Consider the following 13,537-nt stretch of genomic DNA (forward strand, 5'->3'; position numbering starts at 1 on the left):
GGGCCCCACCCCTGCTCGGCGGGGCCCGTGAACGGTCGCGCCCGCTTCGCGGGTTCGCGACCGTTCCCCGCCGGAGGGGCTTCGCCCCTCCCGCGCTTCGCGCGGGGCCCTCCCACGGATCACCGGAACTGCGCCCTGCCCCGCCGCTGGCCGCCGTCACCACCGGATGATCTGGACCGCGCTTATCGGGTATAAGGGGCGCGTGTCCGAGCCCGTCAACGCGTTGCCGGTGAGCGGGCCCCTCGTCGACGGACAGGGGCGCAAGATCCAGTACCTGCGGCTGTCCCTCACCGACCGCTGCAACTTCCGCTGCTCCTACTGCGCGCCGATGGGGCCGGACCGGCAGGAGGACCCCCTCTCGCGGCCCGAGCTCGCGCGCGTGGTCGGGGTGTTCGCGAAGCTCGGCATCCGGCGCGTGCGGCTCACCGGCGGCGAGCCGACGCTCCGCCGCGAGCTCCTCGACATCGTGCGCGACGTGAAGGCGACGCCCGGCATCGAGGAGATCGCCCTCACGACCAACGGCCACGCCCTCGCGACGCACGCGACCCTGCTGCGCGACGCGGGCGTGTCCCGCCTCAACGTCTCGCTCGACACGCTCGATCCGGCGAAGCTCCAGCGAATCTCCGGCCGCGCCGCGACGCTCGAGCGGATCGTCTCCGGCATCGAGGCCGCGTTCCGCGCCGGGTTCGACTCGGTGAAGCTGAACGTGGTCGTGGTCCGCGACGAGAACGAGGACGAGCTCGGGAACCTCGCGCGCTTCGCCTGGCGCTTCGGCGCGACCGCCCGCTTCATCGAGCTCATGCCGTTCGGGCCGGGGAAGCCCGTGCCGACCTCGGAGGTGAAGCGCCTCCTCGAGGCGCAGGGCATCCGCCTCGAGCCGGACGCGACGCGCGGCTGGGGGCCCGCCTACCACATGCGCGGCACCTCGGACGTCGGCGGCGCGCCGGTGCACGGCCTCGTGGGCTTCATCGGCGCCATGACCGAGAACTTCTGCGACGGCTGCAACCGCGTGCGGGTCGGCGCGGACGGCTCCCTGCGCGCCTGCCTGGGCGGCCGGGACCGCGTGCCCCTGCGCGAGCTCGTCCGCTCCGGCGCCTCCGACGAGGAGATCGCCCGGGCGGTGCGGACGGCGCTCCTTGCGAAGGGCGAGCGCCACGAGATGCCGAAGGGCGGCGCGGGGCTCCTGCCGATGATCGGCTCGGGCGGTTAGCCGAAAGCCGCGAGGCGCACGAGCCCGTCGCCGAGCCGGGCGCAAGAGGAGCGGAGCAGCGCAGGCGTACTGCTTCCGGTACGCCGAGCAGCGAAGCGACGAGTCCGCCCGGCGCAGGCAGGGATCGTGCGCCGCTAGGCGGCCGCGACGCGCGGGCGGATGTTCGCCCGGATCCAGTCGATGATGCCCTGCGTCGGCGAGCCGGGCAGGAACACCTCGGCGACGCCCTTCTCCTTCAGCTTGGGCACGTCGTCCTGCGGGATGATCCCGCCTCCGAAGACCACGACGTCCTTCGCGTCCTTCTCCCCGAGGAGCTCGACCACCGCGGGGAAGAGCGTCATGTGCGCGCCGGACATGATGGAGAGGCCGATCGCGTCCGCGTCCTCCTGGATGGCGGCGGCGACGATCATCTCCGGCGTCTGATGCAGGCCGGTGTAGATGACCTCGAAGCCGGCGTCGCGCAGCGCGCGGGCGATGATCTTGGCGCCGCGGTCGTGACCGTCCAGGCCGGGCTTCGCGACGACGATGCGGAGGGGACGCTCTTTCGCGGGGCTCATGCCTTCGTCTCCGTTGAAATGACGACAGTTCCAGCGCTCCGCTGGTGTACCGCAACTCCGCGGCGTTTCGCCACCCGAGCGACCCGCCGGGATGAAGACCGCTCGACTCGACGGCGCGACCCAGCCGGCCCGGCCGGCGGCTAGAAGCGCCCGTCCTCCCGGTAAACGCCGTGGACCTCGCGGAAGACGTCCGAGATCTCGCCGAGCGTCGCGTAGGCCTTCACCGCGTCGATGACGGACGGCACGACGTTCGTGCCGTCCCTGGCCGCGCGCTCGATGGCGGAGAGCGCGGCGGCGGCCCGGGCCGCGTCGCGCGAGGCCCTCACCTCGCGGAGCCGCTCCACCTGCCGGCGCGCCACGGTCTCGTCGATCTTGAGGATCCGGATCGGCTCCTCCGCCTCGGTCCTGAACGCGTTCACGCCGACGACGATCCGCTCGCCCGCCTCGACGTCGCGCTGGTAACGGTAGGCGCTCTCGGCGATCTCGCGCTGCGGGTAGCCCTCCTCCACCGCGCGCAGCATCCCGCCCATCTCGTCGATGCGCCGGATGTGCTCGAGGGCGCGCCGCTCCATCTCGTCGGTGAGCCACTCGACGTAGTGGCTCCCGGCGAGCGGATCCACCACGCGGTCCACGCCCGACTCGTGCGCGATGATCTGCTGCGTGCGGAGCGCGATGGTGACCGCCTCCTCGGTGGGGAGCGCGTAGGTCTCGTCGAGGGAGTTCGTGTGGAGCGACTGCGTGCCGCCCAGCACCGCCGCGAAGGCCTGGAGGGTGGTGCGGACGACGTTGTTGTAGGGCTGCTGCGCGGTGAGCGAGACCCCGGCCGTCTGGGCGTGGGTGCGGAGCAGCAGCGACTCCTTCTTCCTGGCCCCGAACCGCTCCTTCAGCGTGCGCGCCCAGATCCGGCGCGCGGCCCGGAACTTCGCGACCTCCTCGAAGAAGTCGTTGTGCACGTCCCAGAAGAAGCTGAGCCGCGGCGCGAACGCGTCCACCTCGAGCCCGCGATCGACGCACTCCTGCACGTACTCGATGCCGTCCGCGAGCGTGAAGGCGAGCTCCTGGACCGCGGTCGCCCCTGCCTCGCGGATGTGGTAGCCGGAGATCGACACCGGGTTCCAGCGCGGCATCTCCTTGGCGCAGAACTCGATGACGTCGCAGTTCACCTTCACCGCGGGAGCGGGCGGGATCATCCACTCCTTCTGCGCGATGTACTCCTTCAGCATGTCGTTCTGGAGCGTGCCGCCGAGCTTCGCACGCGGGACGCCCTGCTTCTCGGCGACGGCGACGTACATCGCGAGCGCGATGACCGCGGTCGCGTTGATGGTCATCGAGGTGGTGACCTCGTCGAGCGGGATGCCGTCGAAGAGGAGCTCGAGGTCGCGCAGCGTCGAGACGGCCACGCCCTCCTTGCCGACCTCGCCCCGGCTCATCGGGTGGTCGGCGTCGTAGCCCATGAGCGCGGGCATGTCGAAGGCGGTCGAGAGCCCCGTCACGCCGTGCTGGAGCAGGTACTTGAAGCGCCCGTTCGTGTCCTCGGGGCTCCCGAAGCCGGCGAACTGGCGCATCGTCCAGAGCCGCCCGCGGTACATCGTCGGCTGCGTGCCGCGCGTGAACGGATAGCGGCCCGGGTAGCCGACGTCGCGCAGGTAGTCCGTCTCGCGCACGCTCGCCGGATCGAGCACGTCGGGGATCGGGATCCCCGAGTCGGTCTCGAAGCGCGCCTTGCGGTGGACGAGCTTCCCGAGGGCCTCGGCGAGCTCGCCCTCCGTCCACGACTCGCGCTCGGCGAGGATCCGCTGGAGCTCCTCCCGCGCGAACGTGGGGTGCTCGGCGCGCTCGGGCGCGGCGGGCGTGTCCTTCCGGGTCGTGGCGGCCTTCCGGCCGAGCTCCTTCGCCGCCTTCGCCATGTCCCCTCCGTGCGCGGTGCCCCGGACTTCTATCCCCTGCCCGGAAGCGACGCAGGGGATCCGGCGGGGCGGCCCGGCGCGAGGGGGCGCGGTGCCCCGCCGAGGCCCGGGGACGGGAGCCGCAGCAGGCAACCGGCTGCTGGCGGGGCGCGTCAGTACTGACCGTAGATGTAGACCGCCGGCATCACGCCGAACGCGCCGAGATCGCGCTCCTTGAAGAACACGTCGGCCTTCCCCGCCGTGTAGAGGAGGTTCAGCTCTGCGCCGACGAAGACGTGCTTGTAGCCGAGCGCGCCGCCGAAGACGCCGCCCGTCGTGTGCACGAAGCCGGTCGAGTCCGTCCCGAGCAGCCGCTCCTGCGCGGCGCCGCCGTCGTAGACGATCGGGAGATCGGGGATGACCTGGACCTTCCAGCGCGTGAGCGTGTAGCGCGCCCCGACGTAGGTGTGGGCGATCTCGCGCCACTGGCGACCGGCGACGAACGCGAGCTGGAAGTCCGTGAGCCCCGCGTCGCCGTGCAGGACGTTCTCGATGACGTCGCCGAAGGTGCCGAGGTCGCGCGTTCCCCAGCCGGCGAGCAGCGTCCCGGCCCAGCCGTCGGTCCCAGGGTCGCGCGGGCCGAACGCCTGCCAGCCGAGGTCGAGGCCCTTCGAGTCCGGGCCCCAGTGAATCCCGCCGTCGAAGCCGGGCGCGAAGCCGTAGCGCGCGGACACCTCCGTGTGCGACGAGAGCGGGGCCACGAGCGCGAACCGGAACGCGGCGTCCACGACCGGCTCCACGTCGGCGGCGTTCCAGCACGAGCCGCTGCCGTCCGGGCAAGCCGTCGCCTTGGAGCGCAGGTTCTCGGCGAGGTCCCGCCCGTCCCGGACGATCGCGGCGGCCTGGGTGTTCACCTGGTAGCCCGAGCCGAAGCCGGCGCGGAACGCGCCCTTCGGCGCGACGCGCCCGGTGTTCGCGACGAAGCTCGGGGCGGCGCAGGCACTGGCGGCGAGGAGCGTCAGGATGGCGAGAGGGCGCATGCCCCGGATGGTAACAGGTGGCGCGGCCTCGCCGCCGTTCCGCAGCCTCTCCCCGCCCGCCGTACACGCTTGACCGCTCGCGCGCGAGGCCCTATAAACCCGCGTTCTCGAAAGCCTCTCGGTGAGGTAGCTCAGTCGGCTAGAGCGAGGGTCTCATAATCCCTAGGTCGAGAGTTCGATTCTCTCCCTCACCACTCCTCCAAGGCCGCCTTCCGAGGCGGCCTCTGTTTTTCCCGGGGTGAGTCGGGGACAGACCCCAACGTGGAAGCCGGGACCGGCGGCCTGCGCGTCGTGCCACGGGCTCGGTCGATCAGCCGCGATTTGAATGAGCGTCGACGCGCGTCCTCAGCAAGTCCCCGAATCGCCGACACTCGACGCGTGCTCATCGTCGCCGCCGGTCCGCGGCGTGACTGGCGGGCGGCGAGCCTTCACGAAGGCCGGTGCGTGTCGAGAGCCCCGACCGAGCGCGATCACTCCGAGTGCGAGCAGCATCCAAACGGCCGGCGTGCCGCCGGCGCTGGAGCAGCCGCTTGTGGAGCGGACGGGATCCGTCGCAGTGCCGGGCGTGGCGCCGCCCGTGTCTCCACCGGTGGATACGTTTTCTGCGCACAGCGGCGCTGAATCGAGCAGCGGCCGCGCGGCGCCCACTACCGGCGGAGGATCTTCGATGCCCCCGTTGCAGGCGAGCTCGAAGTCCACGATGGGTGAGACGATCTTCGCTCCGCCAGCAATCTGCGCGGAGAGCACGGCGGAATGGCGTCCGGTCGTCAGGCCGCGGTCCGCACTCGTCAACCCGCCGCAGCTCGCATGCACGAGGAGAATTCGACGGCGCTCCACGGGGGTGTAGCTCGAGCCGGGCTCGAGGAGCCCATCGGCTCCTACGGCTCCTGCCTCCTCGATTGCCCATCGCATCCCGTCCACCGACAGCTCCCAGGCGGTGACGCGCAGCCACGGCGACAGGGTTCCGGGCTCGAGTCGAAACGCGGCCCACGCGGCCGTGATTTCCTGCGCACACTGCCCGGGATCCCCTGCCTTCACGTTCCCGTGTCCGGTGTTGGCGAGCGAGAAGCCGTCGATTCGCTCGGGAACCGCCGCAGCGGCTGTCGCCGTGAACGAGGACTCCCGGCACGGCCCCGGTCCGGACGAGCACATCGAGCTGAGCCGCACGGTGTAGCGTTCGCCCGCAATCCACGGTGAGTGCGGTCGCACCACCAGGGAGTAGCCGTCGAGCGAGGTCTCGTGATCTGCCGGCACCGGCGACCCATCGGCGCGGTGGACCGTCACGCCGCCACCGATGGCACGCATGGTGAGCGCAGGGGCGTTCGCCGGGATCGTCTCGCCTTCCGCGGGAGCCAGCCGACCCCAGCACCCGGGGTCGCTCGATGAGCATGCGGTTGCGTTCCGCGGGGCGAGAAGGGAGGTGACCAGCGCGGTGCCGGTAAGCAGAGCACGTGCGCGACGGTGAGTGCGCGTCATGCTCGGCAGCTTTGCTCAAAGTGGATGCGATATCAATGAGCAGCGCGCCTACCGTCGAACACCTCGCGCGCTGCTCGAGACCGACACGCAGGGTGAGCAGCGCACCCACGGTGAACGGCACGCGGTGGTCGGCAGGGGCGGTGACGGCGAAGCGCGCGATCCAGGGCGCGCCGCCGAGGAAGCCGACGGGCGAGGCTGCGCGTGAGCGCGCGCCGGGGGTCGCAGCAGGCGCCGGCGCCGCCCGCGCGCGGTGACCTCGGTCCGGACAGACAACGTCAGACGGGTGTGATAACCACCTCCGTCGTCCGACCCACGCCTGGGCTGCGAGCCTGGATTCTTGCTCGCGGCCTTCCCCGTGGTACACGGATACGGCTGGGCGATATCGGAGGATTTCGGATGGGGAAGGTGCAGTCGTCCCAGGCTTCGATCTCGACGCGGACGCAGGAGTTCACCCCGCGCGAGCTTCCGCTCAAGGTCCCCGAGGACCCACCCCGTCAGGCGCCACGACCTCCGCGGCGCCCGGCCGACCGCATCAAGGAAGCCCTGCTCCGCTGGCTCGAGGAGGAGATGTGATGCTGGAGCTCTTTCCCTTCGACGACGAGTCGCCCTCCCTCATCGACGAGCTCGTGGAGGAGATCGACGCCGCAGTGGACGCGTCGTTCCTCGGCGAGCTGTCCGAGGTGCTCGAGCGGGTGAAGGTCGCGCGCGAGCAGGTCGCCGCCGCGATCGCCTAGTCCCGCGAGGCCGCTCCGGGCTCGCCGCGGTACTCCGCCTCCTCGGCCTCGAGGCCCGTCTCGATCGCGCCCGGCGCGGCGAAGAGTCGCCCGAGCTGGATGTGGCGCGAGAAGAGGAAGAAGAGCCCGAGCGCGACCTGCTGCGCGAGCTGCACCGCCCAGATCACGTTCGCGAACGCGACGCCGCGCGTGGCCACCGCCTCGCGTGACGCGAAGAGCGAGAGCCCGAGGACGATCGCGCCCTGGAACGTGCCGATCATCCCGGGGCCGGCGGGAATCATGACGCCGACGACGAGGACGCCGAGGATCGTGCAGGCCTCGACGGCGCCGAGCTGGAACCCGAACCCGCGGGCGAGGAGCGCCATCCCCCAGGCGTTCAGGCCCCAGTAGCCGGCGGTCAGCAGGAGGAAGAGCGCGAGCTTGCGCCGGCTCGGCACGAGCCGCAGCCCGTGGATGAACGCGTCGAGCATCCCGGACGCGCGCGCCGCGAGGCGGGGCGAGAACGGCCGGAGGAGCGCCTCGGAGAAGCGCACCGCGAGCACGCGGTTCCGGTAGGCGCCGACGAGGAACGCGAGCAGCGCGAGGAACGCGAGCGACACGACCACGCCGGCCGTCCTGAGGAGCCGCACGCCGGGCGTGCCGTCCGGCACGGCGAGGAGCGACACGACGAGCAGGAGGCCGGTGAACACCCCGTCCACCACGCGCTCGACCACGACCGAGGAGAGCGCGGACGAGACGCGGAGGCGCGGGCGCTCGGCGACGAGGTATGGGCGGGCGAACTCGCCGAGCCGGAACGGCAGCACCACGAGCGCCATGAACCCGACCGCCGACACGGCGTTGAGCTTCGAGAAGGGCAGCTTCGCGACCGGCTCGAGCAGGAGCCCCCAGCGCACCGTCCGGGCGAGGTGGATGCCGACGAGGATGAGCACGTACGGCGCGAGGTAACGGTAGTCCGCGACGCGGATCTCCTGCGCGATCGCGGCCACGTCCTTGCCGCGCAGCGTGAGCCAGAGCGCCGCCCCGGAGATCGCGATCCCCACGAGCGCCTGCACGATGCGTCTCACGCGAGCTCCTCCCAGGCGCGGCTGCGCCGCGAGCGCGACGCGTGCTGCCCTCCGGTCACTCCGGCGGCGCCGCGGGTGGGCGGTGATACCACGCGGGCGGCACCCCGGCCAGGGGCCGAAGTCTCGCTCCTCCCGGCCGCGACCATCAGGGCACCGGGTACAGCGGCGGATCGCCGCGCGCGACGCGGGCCACGTCCTCGAGGACCCGCCGTGCCATCGCCGCGCGCGTCTCGCGCGTTCCGGAGCCGAGGTGGGGGGTGAGCACGACGTTCGGCAGGCGCAGGTACGCCTCGGGCACGCGCGGCTCGTCCGGGAAGACGTCGATCCCCGCCGCCCCCACCCGGCCGGCGGCGAGCGCCTCGGCGAGCGCAGCGTCGTCGAGCACGCCGCCACGCGCGGTGTTCACGACGATGGCGCCGGGCTTGAGGCGCGCGATGCGCTCGCGCGAGAGGAGCTCGCGGGAGTCCGGCGTGAGCGGCACGTGGAGGGAGACGAAGTCGCTCTCCGCGAGCAGCCGGTCGAGCGAGACGCGCTCCGCCCACGGGACGCCGGCCTCGCGGGGGCTCGCGTAGAGCACGCGCAGCTCGAACCCGCGCGCGCGGCGAGCGAACGCCTGGCCGATGCGGCCGAAGCCGATGACGCCGACCGTCTTGCCGGTCACCTCGGTCCCGAGCATCCAGCTCGGGTCGGCCTCGGTCCAGCCGCCGGACCGGACGATCCGGTCCGCCTCGACGACGCGGCGCGCGGCCGCGAGGAGCAGCGCCATGGCCTGGTCGGCGGTGGCGTCGGTCACGACCCCGGGCGTGTTCGTGACGAGCACGCCGCGCCGGCGGCAGGCCTCGAGGTCGAGGTGGTTGACGCCCACGCCGTAGGAGGCGACGTGCCGGAGCGCCGGGAGCGCGTCCAGGAGGGCGGCGTCCACGCGGTCGAGGTAGGTCGGCACGAGCACCACCGCGTCGCGTGCCTCCTCGACGAGCCGCTCGCGGGGCGGCGGGCGAGGCGCGCCGCCGCGGATGTCGAAGAGCTCGCGCAGCGGCGCGAGCTCCCCGCCCGGCAGGGCGCGGACGAGGTAGAGCACCGGCTTCACGCGTCGTCCCCCTCGGGCTCCTGCGGCGACTCCGGCGCCTCGACGCCGTCGCCGGGACGCGGCCCGGGGATGCGGTAGTCCTCGCCGAGCCACTTGCCGAGATCCAGCAGCCGGCAGCGGGCCGAGCAGAACGGGAACGCGCGGTTCTCGGTGCGAGGTAGGACGGGCTTTCCACAGATCGGGCAGGCGCGCGGCACGCCCGAGATCTACCGCGAGCGCCGGGCGCCGTGCATCTCGATCCGTGCCCGCCCGGCCGCCCGCCCTCGCGGCGTCGGTCGCCCGGGCCAGCGCACTCAAGAGCCCGGACAGCTCGCCGGCAGGAGCGGACGGATCGCCTCCTCGAGCTCGGCGCCCGCCATCCCGCCCTCGAAGACGTGCCGCACCTTCCCCTCCGCGTCGAGGACGTAGGTGCGCGGGTAGCCCCGCACGCTCCACGGCTCGAGCGCCTGGGCGCGCTCGTCCACCAGGATCGGATACGGGATCTGGGGCGCGGCGCGCAGGACGTCCTCGCGCGCGGACTCCTCCGCGACGCCCAGGATCTCGAAGCAGCGGCCGCGGTGCGCGCGCCAGACCTCTGCGAACTGGGGGATCTCCTCCCGGCAGGGTCCGCACCAGGTGGCCCAGAAGTTCACCGCGACCACCTTCCCGCGCAGCGCGGCGACGTCGACCGGACGCCCCTGCAGGTCGGGCAGGACCAGCGGCGGCGCGAGCTCGCCGGAGCCGCGGGACGACCCCGCTCCGCGCAGCAGGAGCTGCGTGACGACGACGGCGGTGACCGCGACGATGAGGAGCTTCAGCCAGTTCCGCATGGGCCTGGAAAGTATAGGCGCCCCTCGGCGCCAGACCGTAAGATCCACGCGCCTCGATGAGGATTCACGCGCTACTCCTCGGAGCGGTCCTCGCGGCCTTCCCGTCCGCGGCCCGGACGGCGCCGGCCCCCGAGGAGGCCCCCGAGGCGGGCGTGCTCACGCGCGCGCCCGAGCTCATCGCGTTCGTCCCCGCCGAGTACCCGCCCGACGCCGAGGCCGCCGGGATCGAGGGCTCGGTGGAGCTCTCGATCGTCATCGACGTGCACGGCGAGGTGCACCAGGCGGTGGTGGTCGACCCCGGGCCGCACCCGGGCTTCGCCCCCGCGGCGCTGCACGCCGTGCAGCAGTTCCGCTTCCGGCCCGCCGAGATCGACGGCAAGCCCGCGCCGGTCGAGATCGCCTACCGCTACGACTTCGTCCTCCGGCGCGCGACGCCGCCCCCGCCGGCCGAGTCGCCCGTGGTGCTCGCCGGCCGCGTCATCGAGCGCGGGACCCGCACCCCTGTCGCGGGCGCCTCGATCGACGTGGGGGGCGTCGCGACCGAGACGGACGCGGACGGCCGCTTCTCGGTGCGCGGCGTCGCGCCCGGCCCGGCCCCGGTGCGCATCGTCTCGCCGGAGCACGAGACCTTCACCGTCACGGAGACGATCGAGGCCGGGAAGCGCCTGGAGGTGGAGTACCGGCTCTCGCGCCGGAGCTACGATCCCTACGAGGCGGTGGTGCGCGGCGAGCGGCCGCGGCGCGAGGTGAGCGTCCACACGCTCGAGGTCGAGGAGATCCGGACCATCGCCGGGACGCAGGGCGACACGCTCAAGGTCCTCCAGAACCTGCCGGGCGTGGCGCGCAGCCCGTTCGGGATCGGGCTGCTCGTGGTGCGCGGCTCGGAGCCCACCGAGACGAACGTCTACCTCGACGGCATCCCGGTCCCCCTGCTCTTCCACTTCGGCGGCATCACCTCGGTCGTCTCCTCCGACGTGATCGAGTCCCTCGAGTTCCTCCCCGGCAACTTCGCGACGCGCTACGGCCGCGCGCTGGGCGGCACCGTCGACCTGCGCACGCGCGAGGGGCGCGACGCCTTCCACGGCTCGGCGCAGCTCGACGTGTTCGACGGTCGCGTGGAGCTCGAGGGGCCGGTCGCGGGCGGGACCGGGTTCCTCGCCGTCCGGCGCAGCTGGGTGGACGCCGTCCTCGCCGTCGTCCTGCCGCGCGTGGCCCCGGACACCGCGAGCGAGCTCCGCGTCGCGCCGCGGTACTGGGACTATCAGGCGAAGTACTCGCACCCGCTCCTGGGCGGCACCCTGTCGCTCCTCGGCTACGGCTCGGACGACAAGCTCGAGTTCGTCGACCGCGGCGAGTCGTCCGGCCGGCCCACCTTCTACCTCTCCACGGTCTTCCACCGGGTCGGCGCGCGCTGGCGGCGGGCGATCGGGCCGGCGCGCAACGATCTCGTCGTCGCGCTGGGGCGCGACAGCTTCGACGTGCTGCAGTCCTCGAACTTCGGCGTCCTCTCCGAGCTCCGCTCGCTCACCCTGCGCGACGCCCTCACCTGGCGCGTCTCGGAGCGGCTCACCCTGGAGGCCGGCGTCGACGCCATCCTCCGGTCGTTCGACTACTCCATCTACGCGCCGCCCATGAACGCCCCCGGCTCGATCGACCAGCAGGGCCAGGAGCGGCCCGAGGCGACCGTCGGCGAGAGCACGCGCGGCTCCTGGCTCGCGCCGGCCGGCTACGTCGAGGCGGACCTCCGCGCCACGGCGCGGCTGCGGCTCGTCGCGGGGGTGCGGCTCGACGGCGACTCGCGGCTGCGCGGGCGCAAGACGTGGCTCGATCCGCGCCTCTCGGCGTTCTACGACCTCCGCGAGGGCACGACGCTCACCGCGGCGGCCGGGCTGTTCGGCTCCGCGCCCCAGGTGCAGGATCTGACCGAGACCTTCGGCAACCCGAACCTCGGCGCGCAGCACGGGCTCCACCTCTCGCTGGGCGCCCGCCAGGCGCTGCCGTGGTCGGCGCGCCTCGAGCTCACCGGCTTCTACAAGCGGCTCCGGGATCTCGTCGTGCCTACGCGGGCCACCGACGCCGCCGGCAACCTCGAGCAGCTCTCGAACGGCGGCCGAGGCCGGGCGCTCGGGATCGAGGTGCTGCTCCGCCGCGAGCTCGCGCGGGGCCTGTTCGGCTGGCTCTCGTACACGTGGTCGCGCTCGGATCGCCGCGACGACCCGACCATGCCGTCGTACCCGGAGTGGCACCCCTTCCCGCTCGACCAGCGCCACATCCTCGCGCTCGTGCTCTCCTACCGGCTGCGCGGCGACTGGATCCTCGGCACGCGCGTGCGCGGCGTGAGCGGCAATCCCTACACGCCGTTCGAGGGCAGCGTGTACGACGCCGACTCGGGGCGCTACCAGTGCATCCCCGGCCCGAGCCGGTACTCCCGACGCCTGCCGGGGTTCTTCCAGGCGGACGCTCGACTCGACAAGCGCTTCGTGTTCCGCTCCTGGATGATGTCCGTGTACGTCGACGTGCAGAACGTCACGAACCGCGAGAACGCCGAGTTCCGCTTCCCGAGCTACGACTGCTCGGAGACGGTGGCGATCCCCTCCGTCCCCGTCCTGCCTGCCCTCGGGCTGCGCGCCGAATGGTGACCCCGATGCCCTTCTCAAGGCTCGCCGCGGCCGCCGCGCTCGCCCTCTCCGCCTGCAACACCGGCTTCCCGCCGCAGTACCTCGTCGCCGACCTGCGCATCCTCGCGGTCCGCTCGCAGGTGGCGGGGAGCCTCGCGGCCGACGCCCGGCTGGGCGACACCGTGCGGCTCACCGCGCTCGTCGCGAACCCGCTCGGCCGCGCGCCGCTGCGCATCCGCTGGGCGACCTGCATCCCCGACGGCACGGAGGCGCTCCCGCCCTGCCTCGACCCGGAGGCGCTGCGCGACGTGGATCGGCTCCTCGCCGCGCCGGGAGTGATCGCGCTCGGCGAGGGCAGCGCGATCGAGGTGCAGGTGCCGGAGGTCGCCGGCGCGTTCGACCGGCTCATCGCGCGCGCCGAGGCGGAGCCCGCGCTCGCCTGCCGGCTCTACCTCGAGCTCCCGGTGCTGGTCGTCGCGGACGCGGGCGCGGAGCGCGAGGTGGCGGTGAAGCGCGTCCGGCTCACGCCCGGGAGCGAGATCGCGGGGACCGACCTCGCCGGCGCCTACGTCACGAACTCGAACCCGGTGCCGCTGACGGTCCGCCGGGTACCGACCGAGGACGTGCCGTGCGGCGAGGGCGTGCCGGTCCTGGTGCCGTGCCAGGACGCCTCCGCGTGCGGCGGGGCGGCGTGCGGGGGGGACGGCCTCTGCGCCGCGTCCTTCCCGGAGGGGCGGGGCGTGCTCTGCGCCCGGGCGGACCCGGGCGCGGCGGACCCGCCTTACTATCAGTGCGCGCCCGACGGGACGCGCATGGGGTTCTTCGAGTCGCTCGACTGGCAGTGGTACGTGACCGCGGGCCGGTTCCCGGAGTTCACGGGGGTGGGGAACGCCACGGGCGACGCGGTGGAGTTCGAGGCGCCCGCGGGGCCGTTCACGATGTGGGTCGTCCTGCGCGACGGCCGCGGCGGCGAGGCGTGGCTCGAGCGCCAGGTGCCGGGCCGCTGAGGGGAAGCGGCGCCTAAACGGCCGCCATGATTCGCGAACAGGCGAGCGA

At 73.1% G+C, this 13,537-nt stretch carries 14 protein-coding genes and 1 tRNA gene; 7 read left to right on the forward strand and 8 right to left on the reverse strand.

Annotated elements, in window-relative coordinates; translation table 11 throughout:
- The first annotated feature begins 166 nt into the window (after positions 1–166).
- Positions 167–1,210, forward strand: a complete 1,044-nt coding sequence (moaA, locus tag MNZ39_RS10455) for a GTP 3',8-cyclase MoaA (protein ID WP_255821247.1) — start codon at positions 167–169, stop codon at positions 1,208–1,210.
- Positions 1,211–1,344: 134 nt separating this feature from the next.
- Here the strand turns inward: moaA and MNZ39_RS10460 are convergent, their stop codons facing one another.
- The 3 genes from MNZ39_RS10460 to MNZ39_RS10470 form a co-directional block, all read right to left on the reverse strand.
- On the reverse strand, positions 1,345–1,767 hold the full coding sequence (locus tag MNZ39_RS10460) for a cobalamin B12-binding domain-containing protein (RefSeq protein ID WP_242338131.1): 423 nt from the start codon (positions 1,765–1,767) through the stop codon (positions 1,345–1,347).
- A gap of 140 nt (positions 1,768–1,907) precedes the next feature.
- A complete protein-coding gene (locus tag MNZ39_RS10465; RefSeq protein ID WP_242338133.1) occupies positions 1,908–3,674 on the reverse strand; it encodes a methylmalonyl-CoA mutase in 1,767 nt (588 codons plus the stop codon).
- Between the two features lie 152 nt (positions 3,675–3,826).
- A complete protein-coding gene (locus MNZ39_RS10470) occupies positions 3,827–4,693 on the reverse strand; it encodes a hypothetical protein (protein ID WP_242338135.1) in 867 nt (288 codons plus the stop codon).
- Between the two features lie 120 nt (positions 4,694–4,813).
- Between MNZ39_RS10470 and MNZ39_RS10475 the strand changes: the two genes are divergently transcribed.
- Positions 4,814–4,887 (forward strand) — tRNA-Met (locus MNZ39_RS10475).
- 151 nt (positions 4,888–5,038) lie between these two features.
- Here the strand turns inward: MNZ39_RS10475 and MNZ39_RS10480 are convergent.
- Positions 5,039–5,998, reverse strand: coding sequence for a hypothetical protein (locus MNZ39_RS10480; protein ID WP_242338137.1), 960 nt, complete (start codon positions 5,996–5,998; stop codon positions 5,039–5,041).
- A gap of 160 nt (positions 5,999–6,158) precedes the next feature.
- On the opposite strand from MNZ39_RS10480, the gene MNZ39_RS10485 reads away from it, so the two are divergent.
- The 3 genes from MNZ39_RS10485 to MNZ39_RS10495 all read left to right on the forward strand — a co-directional run bounded on the left by MNZ39_RS10485 (position 6,159) and on the right by MNZ39_RS10495 (position 6,903).
- Positions 6,159–6,374, forward strand: coding sequence for a hypothetical protein (locus tag MNZ39_RS10485; protein ID WP_242338139.1), 216 nt, complete (start codon positions 6,159–6,161; stop codon positions 6,372–6,374).
- A 191-nt stretch (positions 6,375–6,565) separates the two neighbouring features.
- Positions 6,566–6,742 carry a hypothetical protein gene (locus MNZ39_RS10490; protein ID WP_242338141.1) on the forward strand — a complete coding sequence of 59 codons (177 nt, stop codon included), beginning with the start codon at positions 6,566–6,568 and terminating at the stop codon, positions 6,740–6,742.
- Positions 6,742–6,903, forward strand: coding sequence for a hypothetical protein (locus tag MNZ39_RS10495; RefSeq protein ID WP_242338143.1), 162 nt, complete (start codon positions 6,742–6,744; stop codon positions 6,901–6,903). The genes MNZ39_RS10490 and MNZ39_RS10495 overlap by 1 nt, the downstream gene beginning before the upstream one ends.
- Here MNZ39_RS10495 and MNZ39_RS10500 read toward each other — a convergent pair.
- From MNZ39_RS10500 to MNZ39_RS10515, 4 genes are all read right to left on the reverse strand, one after another.
- Positions 6,900–7,967, reverse strand: a complete 1,068-nt coding sequence (locus MNZ39_RS10500; RefSeq protein WP_242338145.1) for a lysylphosphatidylglycerol synthase transmembrane domain-containing protein — start codon at positions 7,965–7,967, stop codon at positions 6,900–6,902. The genes MNZ39_RS10495 and MNZ39_RS10500 overlap by 4 nt on opposite strands.
- A 145-nt stretch (positions 7,968–8,112) precedes the next feature.
- Positions 8,113–9,054: a D-glycerate dehydrogenase gene (locus tag MNZ39_RS10505; protein ID WP_242338146.1), complete on the reverse strand. Its 942-nt coding sequence runs from the start codon at positions 9,052–9,054 to the stop codon at positions 8,113–8,115.
- The gene (locus tag MNZ39_RS10510) at positions 9,051–9,251 is read right to left on the reverse strand and encodes a DNA gyrase inhibitor YacG (RefSeq protein WP_374109403.1); all 201 of its coding nucleotides are present in this window, start codon (positions 9,249–9,251) and stop codon (positions 9,051–9,053) included. Before MNZ39_RS10510 ends, MNZ39_RS10505 begins: the two co-directional genes overlap by 4 nt.
- 96 nt (positions 9,252–9,347) lie before the next feature.
- Positions 9,348–9,863 (reverse strand): TlpA disulfide reductase family protein, encoded by a 516-nt coding sequence (locus tag MNZ39_RS10515; RefSeq protein ID WP_242338148.1) that lies wholly within the window; start codon positions 9,861–9,863, stop codon positions 9,348–9,350.
- A gap of 56 nt (positions 9,864–9,919) precedes the next feature.
- On the opposite strand from MNZ39_RS10515, the gene MNZ39_RS10520 reads away from it, so the two are divergent.
- Positions 9,920–12,502 (forward strand): TonB-dependent receptor domain-containing protein, encoded by a 2,583-nt coding sequence (locus MNZ39_RS10520; protein WP_242338150.1) that lies wholly within the window; start codon positions 9,920–9,922, stop codon positions 12,500–12,502.
- A 5-nt stretch (positions 12,503–12,507) separates the two neighbouring features.
- Complete coding sequence (locus tag MNZ39_RS10525; protein WP_242338153.1) at positions 12,508–13,488, forward strand: hypothetical protein; 981 nt, start codon at positions 12,508–12,510, stop codon at positions 13,486–13,488.
- The last annotated feature ends 49 nt before the right edge of the window (positions 13,489–13,537 follow it).

The sequence above is a fragment of the Anaeromyxobacter sp. SG66 genome, assembly GCF_022690805.1.
Classification (GTDB): Bacteria; Myxococcota; Myxococcia; order Myxococcales; family Anaeromyxobacteraceae; genus Anaeromyxobacter; species Anaeromyxobacter soli.

Excerpts from the sequence above, each read along its gene's own strand:
- MNZ39_RS10460 (WP_242338131.1), bottom strand. The coding sequence starts at position 1,767 with ATGAGCCCCGCGAAAGAGCGTCCCCTCCGCATCGTCGTCGCGAAGCCC.
- MNZ39_RS10515 (WP_242338148.1), bottom strand. The coding sequence starts at position 9,863 with ATGCGGAACTGGCTGAAGCTCCTCATCGTCGCGGTCACCGCCGTCGTC.
- MNZ39_RS10490 (WP_242338141.1), top strand. The coding sequence starts at position 6,566 with ATGGGGAAGGTGCAGTCGTCCCAGGCTTCGATCTCGACGCGGACGCAG.
- MNZ39_RS10495 (WP_242338143.1), top strand. The coding sequence starts at position 6,742 with ATGCTGGAGCTCTTTCCCTTCGACGACGAGTCGCCCTCCCTCATCGAC.
- MNZ39_RS10470 (WP_242338135.1), bottom strand. The coding sequence starts at position 4,693 with ATGCGCCCTCTCGCCATCCTGACGCTCCTCGCCGCCAGTGCCTGCGCC.
- MNZ39_RS10520 (WP_242338150.1), top strand. The coding sequence starts at position 9,920 with ATGAGGATTCACGCGCTACTCCTCGGAGCGGTCCTCGCGGCCTTCCCG.
- moaA (WP_255821247.1), top strand. The coding sequence starts at position 167 with ATGATCTGGACCGCGCTTATCGGGTATAAGGGGCGCGTGTCCGAGCCC.
- MNZ39_RS10525 (WP_242338153.1), top strand. The coding sequence starts at position 12,508 with ATGCCCTTCTCAAGGCTCGCCGCGGCCGCCGCGCTCGCCCTCTCCGCC.
- MNZ39_RS10480 (WP_242338137.1), bottom strand. The coding sequence starts at position 5,998 with ATGCGTGCCATCGGTGGCGGCGTGACGGTCCACCGCGCCGATGGGTCG.
- MNZ39_RS10465 (WP_242338133.1), bottom strand. The coding sequence starts at position 3,674 with ATGGCGAAGGCGGCGAAGGAGCTCGGCCGGAAGGCCGCCACGACCCGG.